Source organism: Xanthomonas hortorum, from assembly GCF_040279205.1.
Lineage (GTDB): Bacteria > Pseudomonadota > Gammaproteobacteria > Xanthomonadales > Xanthomonadaceae > Xanthomonas > Xanthomonas hortorum_F.
In genome coordinates this window covers 22,352-46,855 of sequence record NZ_JBEOLS010000027.1, presented here as the reverse complement: position 1 = coordinate 46,855, position 24,504 = coordinate 22,352, and the positions used below count along the sequence as shown (strand labels likewise).

Here is a 24,504-nt window from a genome sequence, read left to right as displayed (position 1 = left end):
GCGGGAGAGGGGTTGGGGTGAGGGTACGATCGCATGCCACGCAACCGATGGCATGCGACGCCGCTCATCCTGCACTAGCGTCAAGCGGCTTCCTGCATGACAGACGGCACGCGGCTATGCCCGCACCCTCATCCGCCCTTCGGGCACCTTCTCCCGGCGGGAGAAGGAATGCGCTGCGCGTCTGCGTGTCCACATGTCTGAAGTTCTGCGTTCTGCGTTCTACAAGTCCTGCACGTCTGCAAATCTCCACCTTGCACCTCTCAACACCTACGCCCGGCTCAAAACCTACACCCGGCCACCTCTAGCGGTCCACGCAGCGAAGCGAGCACATCATGCTAAGATGCATTTGATAACCATTCCCATTAGTGACCAATGCGCCCCACGCTCCTTGTCACCGCGCTTACCGCTGCGCTCGCCCTGCACTCGCCATCCGCTTTCGCTCAGCACACCAGCACCTCAGCAACCGTCACCGAGCTGGATGGCGTCGACGTCATCGGCCGTGCCCAAACGCTCTACAAGTCCGAAGACGCCGCAGTGGCCACACGCACCGATACGCCGCTGGCGCTGGTGCCGCAGTCGGTGCAGGTGCTGCCGCGCGAGCTGATCGACGACCAGGCGGCGCGGCAGATCACCGATCTGTATCGCAGCATCAGTGGCATCAGTTTCTTCAGCTATGCCGGTGTCACCCTGCGCGGATTCCGCCAGGAAAACGTGTTGTACGACGGATTGCGCGGCGACCCGTATGCGGGCTTCTCGGTGCCGCAGCTGTTCAATATCGAACGCGTGGAAGTGCTCAAGGGCCCGGCCGGCGCGTTGTACGGCGGTGGCGAACCCGGTGGCGTCATCAATTACGTCACCCGCAAGCCCGGCCATCAGGCCGCGCGTCGGGTCGAGCTGCAGGTAGGCAATCAATCCTTCGGTGCGGCCTCGTTCGAAGCCACCGGCCCGGCACGCGACGATGGGCGCATCCGCTACCGCATCGGTGCCTATGCCGATGGCGAAGATGGCTTTCGCCGCAACACCGATAGCCAGAGCCAGATCGGCGATGCGTCGGTGGCGTTCGACATCGGCCAGACCGGCGAGCTCACCTTGCAGTACACCGACATCACCCAGAACCTGGGCGGCAATCGCCTGCGTGGCGTGCCGGTGGACGACGACGGCAACTTCCTCACAGACCGTCGCTGGAACCACAACGAGCCCACCGATTTCCTCGACATGCGCGCCAAGGTGGCGTTTGCGCAGTACCGCTTTGCACCGTCGGATGCGTGGGACGTGGACATGGCGCTGCGCTGGTTCAAGAACGACGAGCATCAGATCTATCACGAGCCGATGGGCTTGATCGACCGCGATGGCGACGGCACCGCCGAATGGATGACGCGGCAGTTGCGTAATCAGTTCCGCGACAACGATGCGATCTCCAACAACGTCAACGCGATCTTCCGTACCAGCATCGGCGCGATCGAACACAAACTGCTGATGGGCGCGGATTACTACCGGCTGGATGCGGATTTCCGCGCGCAAACCGCCAACACCGCCGATACCGGACGCACGCGCGGCCCGGTGCCGGGCATCGATCTGCTCAACCCGGTGTACGGGCGCAGCGGCTTCTACGACTACGGTCTGGACAGCCTACCCTGGCGCGCCACCAGCACCCGCAGTCAGCGCTATGGCGCGTATCTGCAGGACGAACTCACACTGACGCCGCGCTGGTATGCGATGGCCGGGCTGCGTTGGGACGGCTTCAAGGACGACAACCTGCTGGATGGCTCGCGCGTCACCGGCAACGATCTCAGTTGGCGCGTGGGCAGCACCTTCGTGTTGCGCGATGGCGTCAATGCCTACGCAAGTTATGCCAGCGGTTTTCTGCCACAGGATGCGGCAAATCAGGACAGCAGCGTCGGCGGGCCGTTCGATCCGGAGCGCAGCACGCAATGGGAAGTCGGTCTGAAAACCGCGCTCAACGATGGCGGGCTCACGCTCAATACTGCGTTGTACCGCATCGAACGCAGCAATATCGTGCAGGCCAACGGCAGCATCGTCGATGGCGTCAATCAGCTCTCCGCCCTCGGCCTGGTGCGCAGCGAAGGCCTGGAAGTGGATCTGCTGGCCGACCTCACCGAGCGCTGGGTGCTCAATCTGACTTACGCCTACAACGATGCGCGCGTGCTCGATGCAGGCACCAACGGCATCACCAATGCCTCCGGCGACCGCTTCGCCAATGCACCGCGCAACACCTTCGGCCTGTGGACGCGCTACGACCTGCCGGCCTGGAAATCGGCAATCGCCTTTGGTGCCGATTACGTGGGCGAGCGGGTCAGCCTGGAAGGCCAGCGCGTCAAACCGTATGCGATCTTCGACATCAGTTGGCAGACGCAGTGGGATGCGTGGAAGCTGCAGGTCAACGTCAAGAACCTGTTCGACAAGGTCTATGCGGTGAGCGGTTTCACCGAACGCACCGGGCATTTTCCGGGCGAACCGCGTCGCATCTATGCGCAGCTGGCTTACAGTTTTTAAGCGTGGCAACCGCGCACGTGCTCAGATCTTGATCGCTGCGCTCAACTGTGACGTTCGTCAGCCACTCCGGCGTGCCGCACACGCCGTTGCGGCCTCGACCACAGCGACGCAATGAACCTGCGCAGAATCGCGCATGCCGGAATCAGCCAGACCTTAACGTTCGGTGGGACACACTAGAGGCCGTCGCGATATGGAGTCATCTCCACACCATCGCTCCCCTCCCCTCACTGACCGGAATCCGCATGCCTCAGCTTGCCCGCTCCGTTTCCGCCCTGTTGCCATTGTTCATTGCCACTGCCTGCTCGGCTGCGCCACCCGCACAAGCGGGCCCACCGGACGCGCCCGTCGCCGCGTGCACCGCCAAAGTGCGCCCCGGCCAGGATCTGCAAAAAGCCATCGACAAGCTTCCGCAAAGCGATACGCCTGCGGTGTTGTGCTTGGAAAAAGGCGAATTTCCGCTCAACGGCCTGGTCTCGATCCACCGCGGCAATCTCACTTTGCGCGGCAAGGGCCCGACCACCTTGCTGCGCATGGCCGATGGCGTGCAGCAGCCGGCGCTGGTGGTCGGCGATTACGAAAATCAGCAGCCGATCGGTGTGATCCGCAACGTTAGCATCGAAGACATGCAGATCGTCGCCAGCACCGGCGACAAGGAATTCATGCCCGAGCGCCCGTACCTGAGCAATAGCGCGGTGGTGGTGCGTTCCGGCCAGGGCATCCGGCTTGCCGGCCTGCAGGTCAACAAGTGCCGCAGCGCCTGCCTGCTGAGCGAGTACGACACGCGCGAGATCACCATCGAAAACAACGACGTCTCCGGGGCGATCTGGGATGGCGTGTCGTTCAATCGCACCGCCAAGGTCACCATGGTCAACAACTACATCCACGACAACGTGGCGGCAGGCCTGACCACCGAGCACCTGGAAGACAGCGAAATCCGCAACAACCGCTTTGAGCGCAATGGCAGCCAGGGCATCTATCTGTCGGATGCGCGGCGCAACCGCTTCAGCAACAATCAGTTCGAAGGCAACAAGGTCGCCGGCATCTTTCTGGCTTGCGCGATTCGCTACCGCACCCCGGAAATCCTGTGCTGGGACAACAGCATGAGCCAGGACAACGTGTTCGAGAACAACCGCTTTGCCAGCAATCCGTTCACTTACACCATCGGCGTGGACCGCGCTGCCAACTGCACTGCGGGCGACTTCAAGCCGAACCTGTGGCGCAACAACCAGGCCGATGTGGCCGGTGTGGATATCGAGCCGCAGCGCTACGGCTATTGCGTGCGCCACGAGTGATCGCAACAGCGGCCGGCAGTGCGTGAGTACCTGCCGGCCGCTGCAGTTGTAGCGACGTTACGAAGCCAACGCCTGTTCGTGCACGCCGGCAATCGCACGGCCGGACGGGTCGGCCATCGCAGCAAAACTCGCATCCCAGGCAATCGCGGTCGGCGACGAACACGCGATCGACTTGCCACCAGGCACCGTCTCCGCAGCCGCCTGGCTGGGGAAGAACTGCGCAAACAGCGTACGATAGAAGTACGCTTCCTTGGTCTGCGGCGGGTTGACCGGGAAGCGCTTGTCGGCTGCGGCCAGCTCGCGGTCGCTCACATGCGCTTCGGCATGCGCCTTGAGTCCATCGATCCAGCCATAGCCCACGCCATCGCTGAACTGCTCTTTCTGTCGCCACAGAATCGACTCGGGCAGATAGCCGGCGAAGGCTTCGCGCAACACGCCCTTTTCCATGCGCATGGCGCCGCTGCTGGTCTTGTCGATCATCTTGAAACTGGCATCCATGCGCATCGCCACATCCAGGAACTCGCGATCCAGGAACGGCACGCGCGGCTCCACGCCCCAGGCCATCATCGACTTGTTGGCGCGCAGGCAATCGAAGTTGTTGAGTGCGTCGAGCTTGCGCACCAGTTCCTCGTGGAATTCGCGCGCGTTCGGCGCCTTGTGGAAGTACAGATAGCCGCCGAAGATTTCGTCGCTGCCTTCGCCGGACAGCACCATCTTGACGCCCATCGCCTTGATCCGCCGCGCCAGCAGGAACATCGGCGTGGACGCGCGAATGGTGGTGACGTCGTAGGTCTCGATATGACGGATGACTTCCGGCAGCGCATCCAGACCTTCTTCGAACGTGTATTCGAAGCCGTGATGCACAGTGCCCAGCGCGGCGGCAGCAACTTCGGCGGCGGCCAGATCCGGGGAGCCTTTCAAGCCGATCGCGAACGAATGCAGGCGCGGCCACCAGGCTTCGGTGGTGTCGTTCTCTTCGATGCGATGACGTGCGTAGCGCGCGGCAACGGCCGCGACCAGCGACGAATCCAGACCGCCAGACAGCAATACGCCGTACGGCACGTCGGTCATCAACTGGCGATGCACTGCACGCTCGAACGCCTCGCGCAATTCCTGCAACTGCACCTGCACGCCTTCCACTTCGGCGTATTCGCGCCAGGCGCGCTCGTAGTAGCGGCTCAATGCGCCGGTGGCGCTGTCGTACCAATGGCCGGGCGGGAACTGCGCTGCATCGGCGCAATCGTCGACCAGCGATTTCAGTTCGGAGGCCACCCGCAAGCGGCCTTCGCGATCATGGCCCCAGTACAGAGGCACCACACCGATCGGGTCGCGCGCGATGATCACCCGCCCGGCGGCCTTGTCCCATAGCGCGAACGCAAAGATGCCGTTGAGGCGATTGAGGTACGAAGCCGGTGCGTCTTCGCGATACAGCGCGTTGATCACCTCGCAATCGGAGCCGGTCTGGAACGCGTACGGCTGCGTCAGCTCCTGCTTGAGCTCGCGATGGTTGTAGATCTCGCCGTTCACCGCGAGGGCGAGCTGCCTATCTTCGGACAGCAACGGCTGCGAACCACCGGCCGGGTCGACGATGGCCAGGCGCTCATGCACCAGGATCGCGCCGGTATCGACATACACGCCGCTCCAGTCCGGACCGCGATGCCGCTGCCGTTGCGAACATTCCAGTGCCTGCCGGCGCAATGCCTGCAGATCGTCACCGGGTTGCAGGCCGAAAATACCGAAGATGGAACACATGGAAACACTCCTGAAAAAACTGCGGGGGTTGGCGGCTGGTGGAAGAGCGTGCTGCACGAGAATGACACCCATAAAAAAAACCCGCATCGGCCGATGCGGGTTTTCTGATTCCTGGGCGCTTGCTGTACTTCGCCTAGTCGCAGATCCGCATCGGCCGCGCACGATTATTCGCGCGCAGATTGTTGCGGTTGGCGTTATTGAGGTTGGCGAGGCGAAGGACCATGCAGCCGACGCTAACGGTTCGTTTTCGATGACGCAACTGTTTCAGCGGCAACGACGGCGGCAGACGGGACATCATTCGACCAGTAGCCGCTCGATCAATGTGCGATAGAGCGTCGGCAAGGCCTCCAGATCGGCCACGCGCACATGCTCGTCGACCTGGTGGATGCTGGCGTTGACCGGGCCGACCTCGATGCATTGCGCACCTAGAGGCGCGATGAAGCGCGCATCGGAGGTGCCGCCGCCAGTGCTTTCTTCCGGCGGTGCGCCGGCAAACTGCCCCAATACCTCGCGCGCGACGCTGCGCAGGCGCCCTTCGGGAGTGTAGAACGGCTCGCCGCTGCGATGCCAACGCAGCGAGTACTCCAGCGCGTGGCGATCCAGCACTGCGGCAATCTCCGCTTCCAATCGCGGTGCATCCCAATGCGGGGTGTAACGCAGATTGAAGGCCACCTGCAGCTCGCCCGGAATCACGTTGTTGGCGCCGGTGCCGGCATGGATATTGGAAACCTGAAGGCTGGTCGGCGGAAAACTTTCGAAGCCGTCGTCCCACCGCCGCGCAACCAGTTCGGCCAACGCCGGCGCTGCCAGATGGATCGGATTGCGCGCCTTGTGCGGATACGCCACATGCCCCTGCACGCCGTTCACCGTCAACGTGCCGGACAGGCTGCCGCGGCGGCCGACCCGCAGCAGGTCGCCCAGCCGCTCGGTGGACGACGGCTCGCCGGTGATGCACCAATCGATCGCCTGCCCACGTTCGCGGAACAGCTCGGCCACACGCCGCACGCCATCGATGGCATCGCCTTCTTCGTCGGAGGTCAACAGCAGTGCCAACGTGCCGGTGTGCTGCGGATGCGCGGCAACGAACTGCTCGGCGGCGACCACGAACGCGGCCACTCCACTTTTCATGTCGGCAGCACCGCGCCCGTACAGCACTCCATCGCGAATCTGTGGGTCGAACGGATCGCTGGTCCACGCCTCGCGCGGCCCCGGCGGCACCACATCGGTATGCCCGAGCAGCACCAGCACCGGCGCACCGCTGCCGTGCGTGGCCCATAGATTGTCCACCTCGCCCAGGCGCAGGTGTTCGATAGCAAAGCCGGCGCGCGCCAGCCGCTGCGCGATCAGTTCCTGGCAGCCGGCATCGTCCGGCGTCACCGACGGGCGAGAGATCAGTTCACAGGTGAGGTCAATAATGTCGGACATGATCGGGAATCACTGGAGAAGTGGGGAGCTGCGGCAGCACCGGCTCACGCAACGCCGAAGCGCTGCTTGAAGCCGTTGTCCGAAAATCCCTGGCTGAGCTGGCCGTCATCGGTGATGACCACCGGGCGGCGGATCAGCTGCGGATATTCGCGCAGCAGCAGTTTCCATTCGGCGGCGCTGGCGGCGGCCTTGCGGTTGTCCGGCAGTTGCCGCCAGGTGGTCGACGACTTGTTGATCAGCGCATCGAATCCGCCGGCCTGCTCGGCCCACGCCACCAGCGTCTCCGGCTCGGGCTTGTGATCGCGGTAATCGACGAAGGTGTAGGCGACATCGAAGCGGTCCAGCCACTTGGTGGCTTTTTTGCAGGTGTCGCAGTTTTTGAGTCCGTATAGCGTGGTCATTTCATGCAGCTCCTGTGGTTGCGCGGCGCGCATCGGCGCGCGCCATCAGGTCGGTGGCAAGCAGTTCGGCCGACCGGCCGCGGGCAGGCAGGAAGATCACCGGTGCGTCGCCGGCCTGCACCTGCAGTGCCAGGCGCACCGGCGGAATCAGCCAGGCCGGCTCGACCGCGCGCAGGTCACGCAGGTCGATGCGCTGCCGCCGTCCCTGGTGCTCGACCAGCAAGGCATCGCCGGCGTCGTACACCTGCGCCCAACGCGCCGTTTGCCGCAGCCAACGCAGGGCCATCGCCACCACCAGCGCCGGCACGATCCAATGCCACGGCCCGCCGGTTGTGACCCTAGGATCGCGGGTCAGCACACCGACCGTGTAAAGCACGCCCCAGCCCAGCCAGAATGCCGGGATGCCCCACCGCACCCAGCGCGATGCAGCCCTGGAGAGGATGCCCTCGTGCACGTTCGGTTGCGTGCTCAATCGGCAAGGCCACGCAGCAGCTCATTGACGCTGGTCTTGCTGCGCGTCTTGGCATCCACCTGCTTGACGATCACCGCGCAATACAGCGAGTGCGAGCCATCCTTGGACGGCAGCTGCCCGGACACCACCACGCTATACGGCGGCACATAGCCATACGAGATTTCGCCGGTGGCACGGTTGTAGATGCGCGTGCTCTGGCCGATGAACACGCCCATGCCGATCACGCTGTGATGGCCCACCACCACGCCTTCCACCACTTCCGAACGCGCGCCGATGAAGCAATGATCTTCGATGATGGTCGGGCTGGCCTGCAGCGGTTCCAGCACGCCGCCGATGCCGGCGCCGCCGGACAGATGGCAGTGCTTGCCGATCTGCGCACACGACCCCACCGTGGCCCAGGTGTCGACCATGCTGCCTTCGCCGACGTACGCGCCGATATTGGTGAAGCTCGGCATCAGCACCACGTCCTTGCCGAAATAGCTGCCGCGACGCGCCACCGCGCCCGGCACCACACGCACACCGGCCTTGCGGAACTCGGCCTCGTTGAACCCGGCAAAACGCGATTCCACCTTGTCCCAGAACGGCGCCGGCTGCGCCTCGATCACCGCCATCTCGTTGACGCGGAAATACAGCAGCACGGCCTTCTTCAACCACTCGTTGACGGTCCAGCCGCCCTGCCCGTCCGGCTCGGCGACGCGGAACTCGCCGCTCTCCAATCCGTCGATGACGCGGGTGACGATGGCGCGGGTGGAGCCGTCGATTTCGTCGATGGTCAAGCTGGCGCGGCGCTCGAATGCGCTCTCGATACCGAATTTGAGTTCGTCAGTGCCCACCTGCGCGGCAACGCTGTGCACGGCCTTTTCGGCGATCGGCAGTTTCTTCGCAGCGGCAGCCTTTTTGGCCGCCGGCGCAGACACCACGCTGGTCGGCTGCTTGGCCACGCGCGGTGCACTGGCGGCGACTTTCTTTGCAACGTTCTTCTTGGCAGCAGCCTTGGTGCCGGCAGCTGCGACAGCGGTGGCCTTGCGCGCAACAGGCAGCTTGCCTGGCTTGCTGACCGGCTTACTTACCGGCTTGCCGACCGACTTGCTGTCACTCGGCTTGCCGCTCGCCTTGCTGCTCTTTGCGGTCGCGCGCGCAGGCGCTGCGCTGGTCGTGGTCGCGCTCTGCTTGCGCGCAGTCTTCTTGGTAGCCATGGGGTCTCCGGAGGTGCTAGGTGGGATCGAGACAGGCGCACAGCGCATCGCGCAGCGCCTGCCGGGCGGATTCGGACAACGGGCGGTCGTGCTCGTCGGTGATCTGGAACTGGTCTTCGGCGCGCTCGCCAAAGGTGGCAATGCGCGCGTCGTGCACGCGCAGGTGTTGCAGGCGCAGCACGTTGGCTACGTCGGCCAGCAAGCCGGGGCGATCGGGCGCCACCAGGCTGATGCGGGTGCGGCGGCCGCCAGCGCTTTCGCTGAATTCCACGCGCGGCGCAAAGCGGAAATGGCGCAGCTGGCGCGGCACCGCACGCCGCGAGGGACGCACCTTCTGCAGGTCGCCGGCCAGCACCTGCCGCAAGGCCGCAGCCAGACGCTGCGGGTCGCCATCGGCAGAGCTGTCCTGCGGCAGCACTTCGAACACGTCGAAGATGGCATCGTTGGGTGCATCCAGCACGCGTGCGCGGTGGATGCCGTAACCCTTGCGATCCAGCGTGGAGACGATCGCCGAGAACAACCCGTCCCGGTCGCGCGAATACACGAACACTTCCAGTGCGTCGTTGTCCGGCACTGCGCGACGCGCCTTGACCGTGGTCTGGCCGATCTGCACTTCGATCAGCGACACCGCCTGCCAGGCCAGTTGCTCCGGACGGAAACGCAGGAAATTCTCGTCCGGCATGCCGGCGAACTGACGATCGATGGTGGCATCGTCATGCCCTTGCGCCTGCATCAGCGCGCGCGCGGACTCGCGCGCTTCGCGCAGGCGTTCTTCGCGCGGCGGCGGATGTTCCAGACCTTCGCGCAAGGCGCGGCGCGCAGCGAAATACAGATCGGCCAGCAGCCGGTCCTTCCAGGCATTCCACAACTTGGGGCTGGTGCCGGCGATGTCGGCGCAGGTCAGCAGATACAGATAGTCCAGCCGTTCGCGCGTGCCCACCAGCGTGGCGAAACGATGGATCACCTCAGGGTCGGAGATGTCCTGCTTCTGCGCGGTCACCGACATGCGCAGATGCTGCTCCACCAGCCAGGCCACCAGCGCGGTATCGCCTTCGCTGAGCCGATGCGCTTGGCAGAACGCGCGCGCATCCACCGCACCCAGCTCGGAATGATCGCCGCCGCGGCCCTTGGCGATGTCGTGAAACAGACCGGCCAGCAGCAGCAATTCCGGCTTGCGCAAGCGCGGCCAGACTTCGTGGGTGATCGAAAACCGCTCGTCGGCGCGACCGGCCGCAAACAGCGCGATATTGCGCAGCACCATCAGCGTGTGCTGGTCCACCGTGTAGACATGAAACAGGTCGAACTGCATGCGCCCGGACACACTGGCGAATGCGGGAATCCACTGCCCCAGCACGCCCAGGCGCGCCATGCGATTGAGCGTTTCCATCGCACGCGGGCCGCGCAGCAGCCCCATGAAGCGGTCGCGCGCAGTGGCGTCGGCCACGTCGTAAGCCGGCAACTCGCGCAACACCTCGGCCAGCGCGCGCGCGGTCAGCGAATGCAGGCCGCGCACCTCGCGATGGGCCGCCCACTGCGCAAACAAGGCGAACACCTGCAGCACATCGCCGCCCGGCCAGTCGTCCGCGTCGGCCGCCAGATAGCCGCGGCGCAGGCTGAAGCCGCCACCGATCGGTTCCGGTACCGCTTCGCCATCGAATTGTTCTTCGAAGCGCTGCAACAACCGGTCGCTGATGCGGCGGATCAATGCAGCGCTGCGATAAAAGCGCTGCATCATCTTTTCCACGCCCAGGCTTTCCGGGTCGTCGGCAAACCGCAGCCGCTGTGCCAGGGTCTTTTGATAGTCGAAACGCAGGCGTTCTTCCGGCCGGTTGGCGACGATATGCAAACCGAAGCGCAGCCGCGCCAGTTCTTCGCGCTCGCGCCGCAGCGCCGCAGCTTCGTCGAAGCCGACATGGCCGAGCCCGACCAGCGCTTCCAGATCCTTGACGCCGAAGGCGCGCAGCGCCATCCAGCCCAGCGTTTGCAGATCGCGCAAGCCGCCAGGTCCGTCCTTGATGTCCGGTTCCAGATTGTCGGCGGTGTCGCCAAAGCGCTGATGCCGCGCCAGCAGCTCTTCGCGCTTGGCCTGGAAGAATTCGCGCGCCGGCCAGACCCGTTGCGGGGCGATCGCTGCGGCCAGTGCTGCGCGCGCCTCGCTCCCTGCAACCAGCGGGCGCGATTCGATCAATGCGGTCAGCACGGTCTGGTCGGCTGCAGCGGCGGTGCACTGCGCAGCGGAGCGCACCGCATGACTGATCGGCAAGCCCACATCCCACAGCAACGCGAACAAGCGCGCCAGGGCCTGCTCATGCTGTTGCTGCACCGCGCTTTCGCCCAGCACCAGCACATCCACATCCGAACGCGGAAACAGTTCGCCACGCCCGTAACCGCCAACCGCATGCAGCGACAACCCGGCATCGGCCGGGATGCAGCGCGTCCAGGCATTGCGCATCAATTGGTCGACCGCGCGTGCGCGCAAGGCCACCAGGCGTTCGATCGGTTCGCCTTGATCGAAGCGCTTGCACAGCCGCATGTCCGCATGCACCAGCAGCGGACGGGCCTGCGCGGCCCACTCGGCATCGCCGGCGACACCCGGGTCGGGTCGATCCGCCGGCGTGGCCGTCATACCGGGGCGGGCGCGTTCGGCGACAGCGTCAGCACATCCACGCCGTCTTCGGTCACCGCGACCATGTGTTCCCACTGCGCGGACAACTTGCGGTCCTTGGTGACCACGGTCCAGCCATCGGGCAGCGTCTTATGGTGGTAGGTGCCTTCGTTGATCATCGGCTCGATGGTGAAGGTCATGCCGGGCTTGAGCACCAGGCCTTCGCCGGGACGGCCGTAATGCATCACCTGCGGCTCGTCGTGATAGACCTTGCCGATGCCGTGACCGCAGTAATCGCGCACCACGCTGAAGCGCTCGGCTTCGGCGAACTTCTGGATCGCATGGCCCACATCGCCCAGCGTCGCACCCGGCTTGACCGCACGGATGCCGCGCCACATCGCTTCGTAGGTGGTATCGACCAGACGCTTGGCCATCACCGACGGCGTGCCGACGTAATACATGCGGCTGGTATCGCCGTGCCAGCCGTCCTTGATGACGGTGACATCGATATTGACGATGTCGCCTTCCTTCAGGACTTTGGCCGCGCTCGGGATGCCGTGACAGATCACGTTATTGACCGAGGTGCACACGCTCTTGGGGAAGCCGCGATAACCGACATTGGCAGGAATGGTCCCCTGCACGTTGACGATGTGGTCGTGGCAGATGCGGTCCAGCTCGGCAGTGGTCACGCCCGGTTGCACGTGCGGGGCCACGATGTCGAGCACTTCGGCGGCCAGGCGGCCGGCGACGCGCATCAGCTCGATTTCTTCTTTGGTTTTTAGATTGACGCTCATGGTCCGGATTATCGCCGATTCGGGCTGAATCTGAACGACCCGTGCAGCCGATTTTTGCAAAACAAGCCGTTACGCAGAAGCGGGCGGTGCAGCAGAAAACTGGCGTCACCGCGCATTCATGTGTGACATAGTTCAGAAACCGTCAAATTCTCCATTAACGGAGTCATCCGCAGGACATCCCATTTTTGCGAAAAGAGCCAGATTAAACAGCTAGATAGCGCGTGAATTCGGCGTTATCGCGTGAATTCGGCGTTATCGTTTGGCACAGCTGATGCATTGGAGGAAGGGCGACACGTCGTCGCGTCACCAATGACCAGACCGGTCAAGGAAATGTCCATGCGTACTGTCCGTCCTGTCCTGCTGTCCCTCGGCCTGCTCTCGACCATTGGCGTTGCCACAGCAGCCGATACCACCACATTCAACGTCAAGATCGCCGTCACCAAGGCCTGCACCATCACGGCGGCGTCTGCGACGGACGTCGACTTCGGCTCGGTGTTGTCCACCTCGACCGCCAATGCCGACGCCAACGGCAGCGTGACCGCACAGTGCACCGCGTTGACGCCGTACAACATTGCCTTGAGCGCAGGCAGCAATGCCGGCACCGCCAACGACGTCACCACCCGCCGCATGAAGAACACCGATGCGCTGGTCACCACCAACAACTTCATCGCCTACCAGCTGTACCAGGATCTGGGACGCAGCACGGTGTGGGGCAGCACCAGCGGCACCAATACGCTGAGTCGTACCGCCACCGGCATCAACCAGGTCTATCCGGTCTACGGCCGTGTGACCAACCCGTCCGCCAACAATCCGGCAACCGGTGCGTACCAGGACACGATCACCGCCACGATCGTCTATTGAGCGCGCGCATGCCCTTGCACCACCGCCTGTCGTCTCGCATGCCGGCGTGGCTGGTCACGACCGCAATGGTCTTGACGCTCGCGCTGAGCAGCGCCTGGCCGCTGCTATCGGCGCGCGCAGCCAGCCTGCAATTGGCACCGACCTCGCTGACGCTGAGCGCAGAACAGTCCGCCGACGGGTTGTGGCTGAGCAACAGCGGCGGCGTGCCGGTGCAGGTGCAGACCCGCGCCTATCGCTGGACCCAGCGCGACGGGCAGGACCAGCTCGACCCGACCCAGGAACTGCTGGTCAGCCCACCGATGCGCACGCTGGCCGCCGGCGAGCGTCAGCTGATCCGGGTGATCCGCGCCGGGCCTGCGCCGACCAGCCAGGAAGTCTGCTACCGCATCATCGTGGACGAATTGCCCAACGCCGATGCCGACCGCAAGGGCATGCAGTTCGTGCTGCGCTACTCGGTGCCGATCTTCGTGCTGCCGCCCGGAAAAGCCGAGCCCACGCCGACCTTGAGCACGCAAGTGGTGGCCGGCAGCGACGGCAATGCGCAGATCCAGATCAGCAACACCGGCAATGGGCATGCCCAAGTCGCCGACCTGCAGCATCGCGTCGATGGCGCGACCAAGACCACATTGAACGGACTGGTGGGCTATGTGCTGCCCGGCCAGACCATGCGCTGGTCGCTGGGTGCACCGCTGGCGCAGTTCGCCCGCGGCACCATCATCGCAAGGATCAATGGTGAGGCGGACGAACGCACCCTGTTGGCAACGCCGACAGCGCCGTGACACGGCCCGGCTGGCGATGACGCTGCTCGCGACCGCCACCTGCCTGGGAAGCGCCGCGGCTGTCGATCTGGCCGACGTTGCCGCGCTGCCCGATCAAACCCCGCAAAGCGCCAGCGCACTGCCGCAGACGCTGTACCTGGATGTCACCCTGAATCAGGCCGACCGCGGCCTGGCGCCGTTCGAACTGGTGGACGGCCACCTGCGTGGGTCGGTCGAAACGCTGCGCAAACTCGGTTTCATCCTGGCCGAGCGCAGCGCCGGCGAGCTGGTCGATCTGGATCGCCTGCCCGATGTGGAAGTGCGCTACGACGCCGCGCTGCAGCGGCTGGCGCTGCAGGTGCCGCTGGCGCAGCTGTCGCTCTCCACCACGGTATTGAAAGCCGAAGAAGTCGCCCCGCCCAGCGCCACCGCCTCCCCGGGCATGCTGCTCAATTACGACGTCTATGCCACACGCAATGCCGGGGCCAGCAGCGTGTCGTTGGCGACCGAACTGCGCGGCTTCGGCGTCGGCCGCGGCATGGTCGACACCACCGCCGTGTTCCTGGCCTACGACCGTCCGCAAGACCAGCGCTGGCGCAGCGAAGCGGTGCGTCTGGACAGCGCCTGGCAGATGGATTTCCCGGATACAGCCACCAGCCTGACGGTCGGCGATTTCTACAGCGGCTTTGTCGACTGGAGCCGCTCGATCCGCCTGGGCGGCGTGCAGATCGGCCGCAATTACGCCTTGCAGCCCTATCGCGTGCTGACGCCGACGCCGAGTTTTCTGGGCGAAGCGGCGGTGCCTTCAACCATCGAGCTGTATGTCGATGGCCTGCGCCAATACAGCGGCCAGGTGCCGGCCGGGCCGTTTCAGCTGGCCGCACAGCCGGGCATCAGCGGCACCGGCCAGGCGCAGATCGTGGTGACCGATGCGTTCGGCCGCGTGCGCCGGCTGGACTTCGCGTTCTACGGCACCCCGCAACTGCTGGCGCGCGGCATTTCCGAATGGTCGGCCGGGATCGGCCACCTGCGCCAGGACTACGGCGTGCGCTCGTTTTCCTACGATGCGCGCACGGTCGCCAGCGCCACGTTGCGCAAGGGCCTGCGCGACGATTTCACCATCGAGGCGCAGGCCGAAGCCGGCGGCGGCGTGGTCAACGCCGGGGCCGGCGGGATCTGGCTGCTTGGCGTGGGTGGCGTGTTCAATATCGCCTATGCGCATAGCCAGATGGACGACCTGCGCGGCGGCCAGTACGTACTGGGTTACGCCTGGAACAACCGTCGCTTCAACTTCAATCTCGGCACCCAGCGCACCCACGGTGACTACCGCGACTTGGGCGCGCTGCAGGGCGCATTGCCGGCACGCATCAGCGACCGCGCGGTGTTCGGCGTCAACGTCGCTCCGATCGGCTCGCTCGGCACCAGCTACGTGCGGCTGAGCTATCCGCAAGGCGACACCTCGCGCTATGCCAGCGTGTTCTGGTCGCGCAGTTTCGGGCGCAACTGGGCCGCCAATCTGTCCGGCAATCAGAACCTGGACGTGCGCAGCGATCGCAGCCTGTATCTGTCGCTATCGACCACCTTCGGCGAGCTGCGTCAGGCCAGCGCATCGATGCAGCGCAACGGCAACCGCACCGGATTTGTGGCCGATGTTAGCCAGCCGTTACCGGGCGACGGCGACCTGGGCGGCATCGGCTGGCGCCTGCAGGGGCGTGCCGGCGACGATGCCAGCGGCGGGCTGGCCGAACTTGGCTGGTTGAACCGGGTCGGCCGCTACAACCTCGGCGCGGCCAATCAGGATGGCGACAACTTCGGCTATGCCAGCGCCAGCGGCAGCCTGGTGTGGATGAACGGGCGTGGCTTTGCCGCGCGCGATATCCAGGATGCCTTTGCGGTGGTGTCCACCGACGGCCAGGCCGGCATTCCGGTGCGGCTGGAAAATCGCCTGATCGGCGTCACCGATGCGCGCGGCACGCTGCTGGTCACCCCGCTGCAATCGTGGCAGCGCAACCAGTTGTCGATCGACACCTTGACCTTGCCGGCAGATCTGCGCGTGGATCGCGTCGATACCGCAGTGACGCCGCGCCAGCAATCCGGCGTCGCAGTGCGCTTCGGCATCACCCGCGTGCGTGCGGCAATCATCGTGCTGCACGACGCACAAGGCGCCCCGCTGCCGGTGGGCAGCGTGGTGCAGCGCGAGGGCGATGCCGAACGCGTCGTGGTCGGCTACGACGGCGAAACCTATCTGGACAATCTGCAGAGCGACAACCGCCTGCTGGTCGACTTGCCGCAGGGCCGCTGCAGCGCGCAGTTCACCTATCCGGCCAACCCGAGCGGCATTCCGCGGGTGGGACCACTGCAATGCGTCACCGAGCAGAAAACGCCATGACCCTGCACCGCATCTGGCGCCTGGTGATTGCACTGGCTATCGCGATGTTATGGCTGACACCAAGCCAGCGCGCGCAGGCCGACACCACGTGTACCGTCACGCTGGGCACGCCGTTGGCGTTCGGCAATGTGGCAGCCAATGGCACCACCGATGCAGTGGCAACGCTCAACGTCTCCTGCGCAACCGCCGCGCTCAGCGTCCTGGGCTATGCACAAGTAAGCCTTTGCCTGGACCTGGGGCCGGGCAGCGCCAGCAGCGGGCTGTATGTACCACGCCGCATGCTCAACTCCACCAGCGACAGCCTGGACTTCCAGGTCTACAGCGATGCCACGCGCACCCAGATCTGGGGCGCCACCGGATCCACAACGCCATCGCCGCGCACCTTGACGCTGTCGTACGGCGTCCCGGTGATCACCGGTGGCTCGCAGACGGCCACCATCACGCTGTACGGACGCATTCCAGCCAACCAGATCCTGTCGGTCGGCAACCACACCAGCAGTTTCGGCGGCGCCGACACCGTGCTGCGCTACGCCTACAACGAGAGCATCATCGGCGTCCCATCGCTTCCGGGCAGTTGCATGGCCGGCGGCAGCGGCGCCAAGACCGCCAGCAACGCCTTCCCGTTCACCGCCTCGGCCAACGTGCCGGCACGCTGCAATACCTACGTCACCACCGACCTGGATTTCGGCAGCATTGCCGGCACCATCAGCACCGCCATCGACCGCAGCTCCACCATCAGCCTGACCTGCACCAACCGCACCGCCTGGAACATCGGGCTGGGCGACGGCATCAACGCCACGGGCAGTCTCCGACGCATGCGGCATTCCAGCAGCGCCAATTACATCACCTATGAGCTCTACAGAGACGTCGGCCGCGGCAGCCGTTGGGGGACCAGCATTGGTGTCGATACGCTCAGCGGCACCGGCAACGGAGTGGCCCAGACGGTGACCGTTTACGGCCGCGCGCCCGCACCGCAACTCCCCATCGCAGGCGACTACAACGACACGGTGACCGTCTCCATCACTTATTGACAGTTAATCAAGTTCGCATCCGGGGCGTCGCTATTTGTTACGTCTCCAATGCAAACGATTGCCTTCATGATGCCGGTCACCCTCCTGAAGCGCCTGATGCTGCTTGCTCTGTTCTGCAGCGCGTCTGTGGCCAATGCTGCCGCCAGCCGCGGCCCGGAAAATTCCACCCTGCACATCGGCCTGCGCCTGCTCAGCGGTTGCGAGCTGCGCACCACGCCGCCGCGCGCCAGTTGTTCCAGGGGCACGCCGATGGCAATCGCCCAGCCGGCGCGTGCCGCCGAAACATCGGCCATCGCCAGCACCGGCCAGGACGCCAGTGCATTGGCAGGCCCGGCGCCGGCCACCGCCGCACGCATTACCACGATCGCGTTCTGACCATGACCACGCGACGCTCCCTTCATTGCTGGATCGCAGTTGCGCTGGCCTGCGTCGCAATCGACGGCGGCGCCGGCGCTGCCGAGATCGCCATCGCACCGACCACTGCGCATATCCCGGCCGACGGCGATCAGGCAACGGTCTGGCTCTACAACCAGGCCGCGCTGCCATGGCGCGCCGAAGCCAAGCTCTACCGCTGGCGGCAGGATGGCGAGCGCGAAGTGCTCGAGCCCGCTACCGGCGCCACGGTCAGCCCGAATCATTTCGAGATCCCGTCGCAAGGGCGCCAGCTGTTACGGGTGATCCGGCTCGGCCCCAGCCCGGTGCAGACCGAAGACAGCTATCGACTGGTGGTGACCCAACACGCCACCGGCGACGAAACCGAGTTGCTGCGTTATTCCACCCCGGTATTCGCGCTGCCCAGCCAGCCCGCCGCGCCCAATCCAGTGCTGCGGACCACCCTGTCCGGCCACGGCGGCGGACGCGCACTGAGCGTGCACAATGCCGGGCTCAGCCATGCACGGCTGGCCGATCTGGCCTACATCGATGCCGGCGGCACCCGCCGCAGCATCCGCGATGATCTCGCCGGTTACGTGTTGCCAGGCCAAACCCGCCAATGGGCACTGCCGGCCAACCTGCCCACCGGCAGCGGCCGCTTCGTGGCACGCATCAACAGCGACATCGAGACCACGCTGACGCTTGAGCCGTGAATCGGGAATCGGGAATCGGGAATCGGGGCAGCATTAGAGTGGTTGACGAAACCGCTCAGTTGTTTGGATCGAACTGAGCTGATCAGGCCGCACCGCACCTGACCGCCGCGCCGCATTCACCGCTCGCAACCATACACACGGCCATCTTCACTGGTCCTTGCCCGCCCACCGTCGCGGGACCTTACGCGGCATGGATGCCGCGTAAGAGCCTACATGGACGTACTTGCGGCGTGTCCCGCGATGGTGGGCGGGCAAGGGCCCCGCAGCCAATCAACAGACCAGCCGCTCTGCCCCAACGCATCCACACTTCCAATGAACCTCTCAAGGCGCCAAGACCTTGAGCTTCAACGCAGTTTGGATGTTCCCAAGCCGACCAATTGCGCAGACGCGCCCTGCCAGCTATACTCCGCCGGCTGTTTTGCGTCTTTACGCATTGCGTCGTCCACGTCGGACGTCACCGACGAATTCACACCTGCCGCCGCCATCCGTGCCGGGGTGCCCCGCGAGGGGTTCGACACGGAGGCGACAGGGAAGCCCAACCCCGGAATCGTTTGTGCGCATCCTTTCGCAAGGGCCCGCACATCCATGTGCGGACTCTTCAAAGTCCAGTCCGCGCACGTAGATTCCGCTATCAGGAGTTACTTCAATGCCCCAAGTCACCATGCGTCAGATGCTAGAAGCCGGCGTCCATTTCGGTCACCAGACCCGTTATTGGAACCCCAAGATGGCGCCATACATCTTCGGCGCGCGCGGCAAGATCCACATCATCAACCTCGAGAAGACCGTTCCGCTCTTCAACGACGCGATGAACTTCCTCTCCTCGATCGCGCAGAAGCGCGGCACCATCCTGTTCCTGGGCACCAAGCGCAGCGCGCGCGAGTCCATCAAGGAAGAAGCCGAGCGTTGCAACATGCCGTTCATGACCCAGCGCTGGTTGGGCGGCACGCTGACCAACTTCCGCACCGTCAAGCAGTCGGTTGCGCGCCTGAAGGAACTGGAAGCGGCCGAGACCGATGGCACCTTCGAGAAGCTGGTCAAGCACGAAGTGCTGGGCCTGCGTCGCGAGCGCGAGAAGCTGGACGCCTCGCTGGGCGGCATCAAGGAAATGAACCGCCTGCCCGACGCGATCTTCGTGATCGACATCGGCCATGAAGATATCGCCATCAAGGAAGCCAAGAAGCTCGGCATCCCGGTGATCGCCGTGGTCGATACCAACTACGACCCGGCCCTGGTCGACTACGCCATCCCGGGTAACGACGACGCCATCCGTGCCGTGCAGCTGTATGCACGCGCCGCTGCCGACGCCGTGCTGGAAGGCAAGGCTGCTGCTCCGAACTCCGCTTCGGTGCGCGAAGAAGAGTTCTCGGCCGAATCCGCCGACGAAGGCAAGGGCCGTCGCGCCCCGGCCAAGAAGGCCGAGAAGACCGAAAAGAAGGCTGACGCTCCGGCCGACGCCGCAGCTCCGGCTGCTCCTGCTGCCGAGTAATCGGCCTGCAATGCAGCCGCACCATGCTGTGCGGCCGCAGCCCCGACGGGACCATGGCGTCCCGTCGCCCGGGCCACTGAAGACATCTACGGGGGCGGCCAGCACATTGCGCCGTCTCCTCATTGGCGGAACATCTCCGCCGCATGCATTCGTCCAAACGAGGTAATTCCATGGAAATCACTGCTTCCCTGGTCAAGGAACTGCGCGAGCGCACTGGCGCCGGCATGATGGAGTGCAAGAAGGCACTCGTCGAAAACGCTGGCGACATCGACGCCGCCGCCGAATGGCTGCGCAAGTCGGGTCTGGCCAAGGCCGACAAGAAGGCCGACCGTGTTGCCGCCGAAGGCCGCATCGCGACCGCCCAGGCCGGCGGCAAGGCCGTGCTGGTCGAAATCAATTCCGAAACCGACTTTGTCGCCAAGGATGAGAACTTCCTGGCCTTCACCGAGATCGTGGCCACCGCTGCGTTGAACTCGGATGCGGCCGATGCCGAAGCGCTGAAGAGCGTCAAGCTCGACAGCGGCGAGACCATCGAAGAACGCCGCGCTGCGGTCATCGCCAAGGTCGGCGAGAACCTGCAGGTGCGTCGCCTGGTGCGCATCGACAGCACCAACAACGTCGCGGCCTACGTGCACGGCGGCCGCATCGGCGTGCTGGTCGAGCTGAAGGGTGGCGACATCGAGCTGGCACGCGGCATCGCCATGCACATCGCCGCGATGAACCCGCCGCACGTCAAGGCCTCCGACGTTCCGGCCGAGTTCGTTGCCAAGGAAAAGGAAATCGAACTGGCCAAGATGTCCGAGAAGGACAAGTCCAAGCCGGCCGAGATCCTGGAAAAGATCATCAGCGGCAAGATCAGCAAGATCATCAACGAAGTCACGCTGTACGGGCAGCCGTACGTGCTGAACACCGATCAGACCGTCGAGCAGGCCGTCAAGGCTGCCGGTGCAGAGGTGATCGGCTTCCAGCGCCTGGCCGTTGGCGAAGGCATCGAGAAGGTGGTGGAAGACTACGCCGCCGAAGTGATGAAGCAGGCCGGCCTGGCCTGATCTTCGCCACACGCAAAAAAAGCCGCGGCATGCCGCGGCTTTTTTTTTGCCTGAAACCTGATGCGCATCCGCACCGACGCTCAAAGCTGAAGCGCACGCATACACCGCACCGACAACCGACCTCGACTCTACAGATGTTGTGACGGTGGCCGCTAAATCTGAATGCCGACAAGGCTCTCAGCGTCAAGAACGCGCACATCGCAGCGCAGCGATGGCAAGGCTTGGCGTGCCCCACTCAACGAACGCAGCTGTATGCTTGCGCTCACTGTCGGCGATGAATCATGCAACCAGACCTCCAAGCCGCCCTGCACTACTGCCGTAACCTGCCATCGCCGCCCGGCGTCGCGCTGCGCATCATTGAACTTGCACAAGACCCCGATGTAGACATGACCGCGACGGCCAATGTCATCGGCATGGACATGGCATTGAGCGCACGCATGCTGCGCGTTGCCAATTCGCCGCTGTACGCCAGCCGCCGCCGCATCGACAACCTCGGCCAGGCGCTGACCATGCTCGGCCTCAATGCCACCTTGAGCCTGGCACTTGGGTTTTCGATGGTGCACGGCGTGCGCAGCACCTTCACCGCGCATCCGCTGCACGATCGTATCTGGCGGCGTGCCGGCTTATGCGCACTGGCCAGCCGCATCCTCGGGCAGGCCTACGGCATCCGCAAACCCGAAGAATTGATGCTGGCCGGCCTGCTGCAGGACATCGGCAAACTGGCTCTGCTGCAAGGCGCACCCGCGCTGTATGCGCCGCTGCTGGAACAGGCGCCGGACAACACCGCGTTGCTGGAAGCCGAGCGCGAGCACCTGGGCGCAACCCATGCCGAGGTCGGCGCCTGGCTTGCGCATCAATGGCAGTTGCCGCCGTATCTGCAGAACGCGATCGCGCAAAGCGAACAGGAACCGGCCAGCCTGGAACCGTTCATGGCCTGTGTCGCGCTGTCCGGACGACTGGCCGATATCTGGCTGTCGGCCAGCGCGGTCACCGCCACCGAACACGCGCAACAGCAGGCCCAGCAGGTGCTGGAACTGGACGCCGAACGCTTCGAAAAAGTGATCGAGCGCATCGCCGAATCGCTGCCCGAACTGGAAGCCCTGTTCGACATCCGCGTACCGCAGCCCGAGCACATCCAGATGATCTTCGAGCAGGCCCGCGAGTTGGCGATGCTGCGCAGCCTGCGCGAGTTGCAGGATGTGGCCGAAGCGCGCCGGCATGCCGACGAATCGGAAAACCGCATGCGTCATCTGGCCGAACAGGCCAGCCGCGACGCACTCACCGGCGTGTTCAATCGGCATCAGCTGGGCACTGCGCTCGAGCACGAATTCGAGCTTGCATCACGCCAGAGCTGGCCGCTGTCGATCGCCTTCATCGACCTGGACGACTTCAAGCGCGTCAACGACTCGCATGGGCATCTGATCGGCGACGAAGTGCTGCGCAATTTTGCGCAGACACTGCAGCGGATGGTGCGCACCAGCGACCTGGTCGCACGCTACGGCGGCGAAGAATTCCTGGTGATCCTGCCCAACACCACAGCCGACGCCGCATTGATGGTGATCGAGCGCATCCTGGTCGAAACCGCACGCACGCCGATGGCGCAATTGCAGAGCGGACCGCTGCACATCACCTTCTCCGCAGGGCTGGCCACGCATGGCGGCGGCGGCCGCCAGTTCGAGAGCATCGAGCATTTATTGCAGGCTGCCGACAGCACGCTGTATCGCTCCAAGCATCGCGGCCGCAACCGTGTCACCGCTTACGATGCGACCGATGTGCCAGCCCCGCAGCCGCCGCGCGCGCACTGAGCAACGCATCACGTCACGCCCCGACAAGCGAATTTTTACCACGCCCGGTGACAGGCTTCCGCTAGACTTGCCGGCGTTTGCCGATCCCCCACACCGAGGTTTCCCCCATGTCTGCACTTCCCTATCGCCGCATTCTTCTCAAACTTTCCGGGGAGGCGCTGATGGGAGACGGGGATTACGGCATCGACCCCAAAGTCATCAATCGCCTCGCCCATGAAGTGATCGAAGCGCAGCAGGCCGGCGCGCAGGTCGCACTGGTGATCGGCGGCGGCAACATCTTCCGCGGCGCAGGTCTGGCCGCCAGCGGCATGGACCGCGTCACCGGCGACCACATGGGCATGCTGGCCACCGTGATCAACGCACTGGCCATGCAGGACGCGCTGGAAAAGCTCGGCGCCAAGGTGCGCGTGATGAGCGCGATCAAGATCAACGACGTGTGCGAAGACTTCATCCGCCGGCGCGCGATCCGTCATCTGGAAAAGGGCCGCATCGCCATCTTCGCCGCCGGCACCGGCAACCCGTTCTTCACCACCGACTCGGGTGCGGCGCTGCGCGCGATCGAGATCGGTGCCGACCTGCTGCTCAAGGCAACCAAGGTCGACGGCGTGTACGACAAGGACCCGAAGAAGCATACCGATGCGGTGCGCTACGACACCCTGACCTACGACCAGGTCATCATGCAGGGCCTGGAAGTGATGGACACCGCTGCCTTCGCCCTGGCACGCGACAGCGACCTGCCGCTGCGCATCTTCGGCATGAGCGAGCCCGGCGTGCTGCTGCGCATCCTGCACGGCGAGCAGATCGGCACGCTGGTGCAGGGCCGCAGCTGAGGTTGGGAATCGGGAATCGGGATTGGGGAATCGCAAAAGCGCCGTTCCAGGAACTGCGCTGATACCTGATCGATAACGGCGCCGGGCGTGAAGCGGCGCCGCAAGTGAACCGGCTGCGCAGGACCCTGCCAGCCGGCAAGTCTCGAAACGCAGTCCCGGCTATAATCCCCGGATTCAGCTCCACACGGATTCCGGCGATGCTCAACCAGATCAAACAAGACGCGCTCACGCGCATGACCAAGAGCATCGATGCTCTGCGCCATTCCCTGACCACCGTGCGTACCGGCCGCGCCTCTCCGGCGCTGCTGGACAACATCAAGGTCAAGGCATACGGCACCGACACCCCCTTGAATCAGGTTGCCAGCATCAGCGTCTCCGAAGGCCGCTCGCTGGTCATCAGCCTGTTCGACAAGGGCATGATCAAGGACGTCGAAAAAGCGATCTACGCCTCGGATCTGGGCCTGACCCCGACCGTGGTCGGCACCGTGATCCGTCTGAACCTGCCGCCGCTGACCGAGGAGCGCCGCAAGGAGCTCAGCAAGTCCGTGCATGGCGAAGGCGAAGACAGCAAGGTGGCCATCCGCAACATCCGGCGCGATGCCAACCAGCAGGTCAAGGATCTGCTCAAGGACAAGGCAGTCACCGAAGACGAGGCGCGCAGCGCCGAAGACGACATCCAGAAGCTCACCGACAAGGCCATCAAGGACGTGGATGAGGTCGTCAAGGGCAAGGAACAGGAACTGATGACGGTCTGATCGT

General features: G+C 64.6%; 21 protein-coding genes. 13 read left to right on the top strand and 8 right to left on the bottom strand.

Going from position 1 to position 24,504, the window contains the following annotated elements:
- Positions 1 to 372 precede the first annotated feature (372 nt).
- A complete protein-coding gene (locus tag ABS769_RS12300) occupies positions 373 to 2,514 on the top strand; it encodes a TonB-dependent siderophore receptor (RefSeq protein WP_317061900.1) in 2,142 nt (713 codons plus the stop codon).
- Positions 2,515 to 2,756: 242 nt separating this feature from the next.
- Positions 2,757 to 3,806: a type III secretion-associated outer membrane-bound protein HpaM gene (gene hpaM / locus ABS769_RS12295; protein ID WP_317061898.1), complete on the top strand. Its 1,050-nt coding sequence runs from the start codon at positions 2,757 to 2,759 to the stop codon at positions 3,804 to 3,806.
- A gap of 57 nt (positions 3,807 to 3,863) precedes the next feature.
- On the opposite strand, the gene asnB is transcribed toward hpaM, so the two are convergent.
- From asnB to map, 8 genes are all read right to left on the bottom strand, one after another.
- The gene (asnB, locus tag ABS769_RS12290; protein ID WP_317061896.1) at positions 3,864 to 5,558 is read right to left on the bottom strand and encodes an asparagine synthase B; all 1,695 of its coding nucleotides are present in this window, start codon (positions 5,556 to 5,558) and stop codon (positions 3,864 to 3,866) included.
- A gap of 133 nt (positions 5,559 to 5,691) precedes the next feature.
- Positions 5,692 to 5,853: a hypothetical protein gene (locus ABS769_RS12285; protein WP_155767023.1), complete on the bottom strand. Its 162-nt coding sequence runs from the start codon at positions 5,851 to 5,853 to the stop codon at positions 5,692 to 5,694.
- Complete coding sequence (gene dapE, locus ABS769_RS12280) at positions 5,853 to 6,983, bottom strand: succinyl-diaminopimelate desuccinylase (protein ID WP_317061894.1); 1,131 nt, start codon at positions 6,981 to 6,983, stop codon at positions 5,853 to 5,855. The genes ABS769_RS12285 and dapE overlap by 1 nt, the downstream gene beginning before the upstream one ends.
- A gap of 44 nt (positions 6,984 to 7,027) precedes the next feature.
- The gene (locus tag ABS769_RS12275; protein ID WP_006450834.1) at positions 7,028 to 7,384 is read right to left on the bottom strand and encodes an arsenate reductase; all 357 of its coding nucleotides are present in this window, start codon (positions 7,382 to 7,384) and stop codon (positions 7,028 to 7,030) included.
- Position 7,385: 1 nt separating this feature from the next.
- The gene (locus ABS769_RS12270; protein WP_317061892.1) at positions 7,386 to 7,856 is read right to left on the bottom strand and encodes a hypothetical protein; all 471 of its coding nucleotides are present in this window, start codon (positions 7,854 to 7,856) and stop codon (positions 7,386 to 7,388) included.
- Complete coding sequence (gene dapD, locus ABS769_RS12265) at positions 7,853 to 9,052, bottom strand: 2,3,4,5-tetrahydropyridine-2,6-dicarboxylate N-succinyltransferase (RefSeq protein ID WP_317061890.1); 1,200 nt, start codon at positions 9,050 to 9,052, stop codon at positions 7,853 to 7,855. Before dapD ends, ABS769_RS12270 begins: the two co-directional genes overlap by 4 nt.
- Before the next feature lie 16 nt (positions 9,053 to 9,068).
- A complete protein-coding gene (locus tag ABS769_RS12260; RefSeq protein WP_317061889.1) occupies positions 9,069 to 11,678 on the bottom strand; it encodes a [protein-PII] uridylyltransferase in 2,610 nt (869 codons plus the stop codon).
- Positions 11,675 to 12,451, bottom strand: coding sequence for a type I methionyl aminopeptidase (gene map / locus ABS769_RS12255; protein ID WP_115038029.1), 777 nt, complete (start codon positions 12,449 to 12,451; stop codon positions 11,675 to 11,677). The genes ABS769_RS12260 and map overlap by 4 nt, the downstream gene beginning before the upstream one ends.
- 336 nt (positions 12,452 to 12,787) lie before the next feature.
- Between map and ABS769_RS12250 the strand changes: the two genes are divergently transcribed.
- The 11 genes from ABS769_RS12250 (at position 12,788) to frr (ending at position 24,500) form a co-directional block, all read left to right on the top strand.
- Complete coding sequence (locus tag ABS769_RS12250) at positions 12,788 to 13,312, top strand: Csu type fimbrial protein (protein ID WP_043909063.1); 525 nt, start codon at positions 12,788 to 12,790, stop codon at positions 13,310 to 13,312.
- Positions 13,313 to 13,320: 8 nt separating this feature from the next.
- Positions 13,321 to 14,091 (top strand): fimbrial biogenesis chaperone, encoded by a 771-nt coding sequence (locus ABS769_RS12245; RefSeq protein WP_104551763.1) that lies wholly within the window; start codon positions 13,321 to 13,323, stop codon positions 14,089 to 14,091.
- Between the two features lie 16 nt (positions 14,092 to 14,107).
- On the top strand, positions 14,108 to 16,459 hold the full coding sequence (locus ABS769_RS12240; RefSeq protein WP_317061888.1) for a fimbria/pilus outer membrane usher protein: 2,352 nt from the start codon (positions 14,108 to 14,110) through the stop codon (positions 16,457 to 16,459).
- Entirely contained in the window at positions 16,456 to 17,490 is a 1,035-nt protein-coding gene (locus ABS769_RS12235; protein ID WP_317061887.1) for a Csu type fimbrial protein, read from the top strand. Before ABS769_RS12240 ends, ABS769_RS12235 begins: the two co-directional genes overlap by 4 nt.
- 48 nt (positions 17,491 to 17,538) lie before the next feature.
- Entirely contained in the window at positions 17,539 to 17,865 is a 327-nt protein-coding gene (locus ABS769_RS12230) for a hypothetical protein (protein ID WP_317061886.1), read from the top strand.
- A 2-nt stretch (positions 17,866 to 17,867) separates the two neighbouring features.
- On the top strand, positions 17,868 to 18,575 hold the full coding sequence (locus ABS769_RS12225) for a fimbrial biogenesis chaperone (protein WP_317061885.1): 708 nt from the start codon (positions 17,868 to 17,870) through the stop codon (positions 18,573 to 18,575).
- A gap of 646 nt (positions 18,576 to 19,221) precedes the next feature.
- Positions 19,222 to 20,061, top strand: a complete 840-nt coding sequence (rpsB, locus tag ABS769_RS12220; protein WP_023903440.1) for a 30S ribosomal protein S2 — start codon at positions 19,222 to 19,224, stop codon at positions 20,059 to 20,061.
- Between the two features lie 143 nt (positions 20,062 to 20,204).
- On the top strand, positions 20,205 to 21,110 hold the full coding sequence (tsf, locus tag ABS769_RS12215) for a translation elongation factor Ts (protein WP_434801683.1): 906 nt from the start codon (positions 20,205 to 20,207) through the stop codon (positions 21,108 to 21,110).
- 281 nt (positions 21,111 to 21,391) lie between these two features.
- A complete protein-coding gene (locus tag ABS769_RS12210; RefSeq protein ID WP_095574863.1) occupies positions 21,392 to 22,915 on the top strand; it encodes a sensor domain-containing diguanylate cyclase in 1,524 nt (507 codons plus the stop codon).
- Between the two features lie 107 nt (positions 22,916 to 23,022).
- Complete coding sequence (gene pyrH / locus ABS769_RS12205) at positions 23,023 to 23,745, top strand: UMP kinase (protein ID WP_006452833.1); 723 nt, start codon at positions 23,023 to 23,025, stop codon at positions 23,743 to 23,745.
- Between the two features lie 197 nt (positions 23,746 to 23,942).
- Positions 23,943 to 24,500 (top strand): ribosome recycling factor, encoded by a 558-nt coding sequence (frr, locus tag ABS769_RS12200; protein WP_006452832.1) that lies wholly within the window; start codon positions 23,943 to 23,945, stop codon positions 24,498 to 24,500.
- Positions 24,501 to 24,504 lie beyond the last annotated feature (4 nt).

Bases quoted from the DNA above. Each gene is read 5' to 3' on its own strand.
- ABS769_RS12300 (WP_317061900.1), top strand. From the start codon at position 373: ATGCGCCCCACGCTCCTTGTCACCGCGCTTACCGCTGCGCTCGCCCTG.
- hpaM (WP_317061898.1), top strand. From the start codon at position 2,757: ATGCCTCAGCTTGCCCGCTCCGTTTCCGCCCTGTTGCCATTGTTCATT.
- asnB (WP_317061896.1), bottom strand. From the start codon at position 5,558: ATGTGTTCCATCTTCGGTATTTTCGGCCTGCAACCCGGTGACGATCTG.
- ABS769_RS12285 (WP_155767023.1), bottom strand. From the start codon at position 5,853: ATGTCCCGTCTGCCGCCGTCGTTGCCGCTGAAACAGTTGCGTCATCGA.
- dapE (WP_317061894.1), bottom strand. From the start codon at position 6,983: ATGTCCGACATTATTGACCTCACCTGTGAACTGATCTCTCGCCCGTCG.
- ABS769_RS12275 (WP_006450834.1), bottom strand. From the start codon at position 7,384: ATGACCACGCTATACGGACTCAAAAACTGCGACACCTGCAAAAAAGCC.
- dapD (WP_317061890.1), bottom strand. From the start codon at position 9,052: ATGGCTACCAAGAAGACTGCGCGCAAGCAGAGCGCGACCACGACCAGC.
- ABS769_RS12260 (WP_317061889.1), bottom strand. From the start codon at position 11,678: ATGACGGCCACGCCGGCGGATCGACCCGACCCGGGTGTCGCCGGCGAT.
- map (WP_115038029.1), bottom strand. From the start codon at position 12,451: ATGAGCGTCAATCTAAAAACCAAAGAAGAAATCGAGCTGATGCGCGTC.
- ABS769_RS12250 (WP_043909063.1), top strand. From the start codon at position 12,788: ATGCGTACTGTCCGTCCTGTCCTGCTGTCCCTCGGCCTGCTCTCGACC.
- ABS769_RS12245 (WP_104551763.1), top strand. From the start codon at position 13,321: ATGCCCTTGCACCACCGCCTGTCGTCTCGCATGCCGGCGTGGCTGGTC.
- ABS769_RS12240 (WP_317061888.1), top strand. From the start codon at position 14,108: ATGACGCTGCTCGCGACCGCCACCTGCCTGGGAAGCGCCGCGGCTGTC.
- ABS769_RS12235 (WP_317061887.1), top strand. From the start codon at position 16,456: ATGACCCTGCACCGCATCTGGCGCCTGGTGATTGCACTGGCTATCGCG.
- ABS769_RS12230 (WP_317061886.1), top strand. From the start codon at position 17,539: ATGCAAACGATTGCCTTCATGATGCCGGTCACCCTCCTGAAGCGCCTG.
- ABS769_RS12225 (WP_317061885.1), top strand. From the start codon at position 17,868: ATGACCACGCGACGCTCCCTTCATTGCTGGATCGCAGTTGCGCTGGCC.
- rpsB (WP_023903440.1), top strand. From the start codon at position 19,222: ATGCCCCAAGTCACCATGCGTCAGATGCTAGAAGCCGGCGTCCATTTC.
- tsf (WP_434801683.1), top strand. From the start codon at position 20,205: ATGCATTCGTCCAAACGAGGTAATTCCATGGAAATCACTGCTTCCCTG.
- ABS769_RS12210 (WP_095574863.1), top strand. From the start codon at position 21,392: ATGCAACCAGACCTCCAAGCCGCCCTGCACTACTGCCGTAACCTGCCA.
- pyrH (WP_006452833.1), top strand. From the start codon at position 23,023: ATGTCTGCACTTCCCTATCGCCGCATTCTTCTCAAACTTTCCGGGGAG.
- frr (WP_006452832.1), top strand. From the start codon at position 23,943: ATGCTCAACCAGATCAAACAAGACGCGCTCACGCGCATGACCAAGAGC.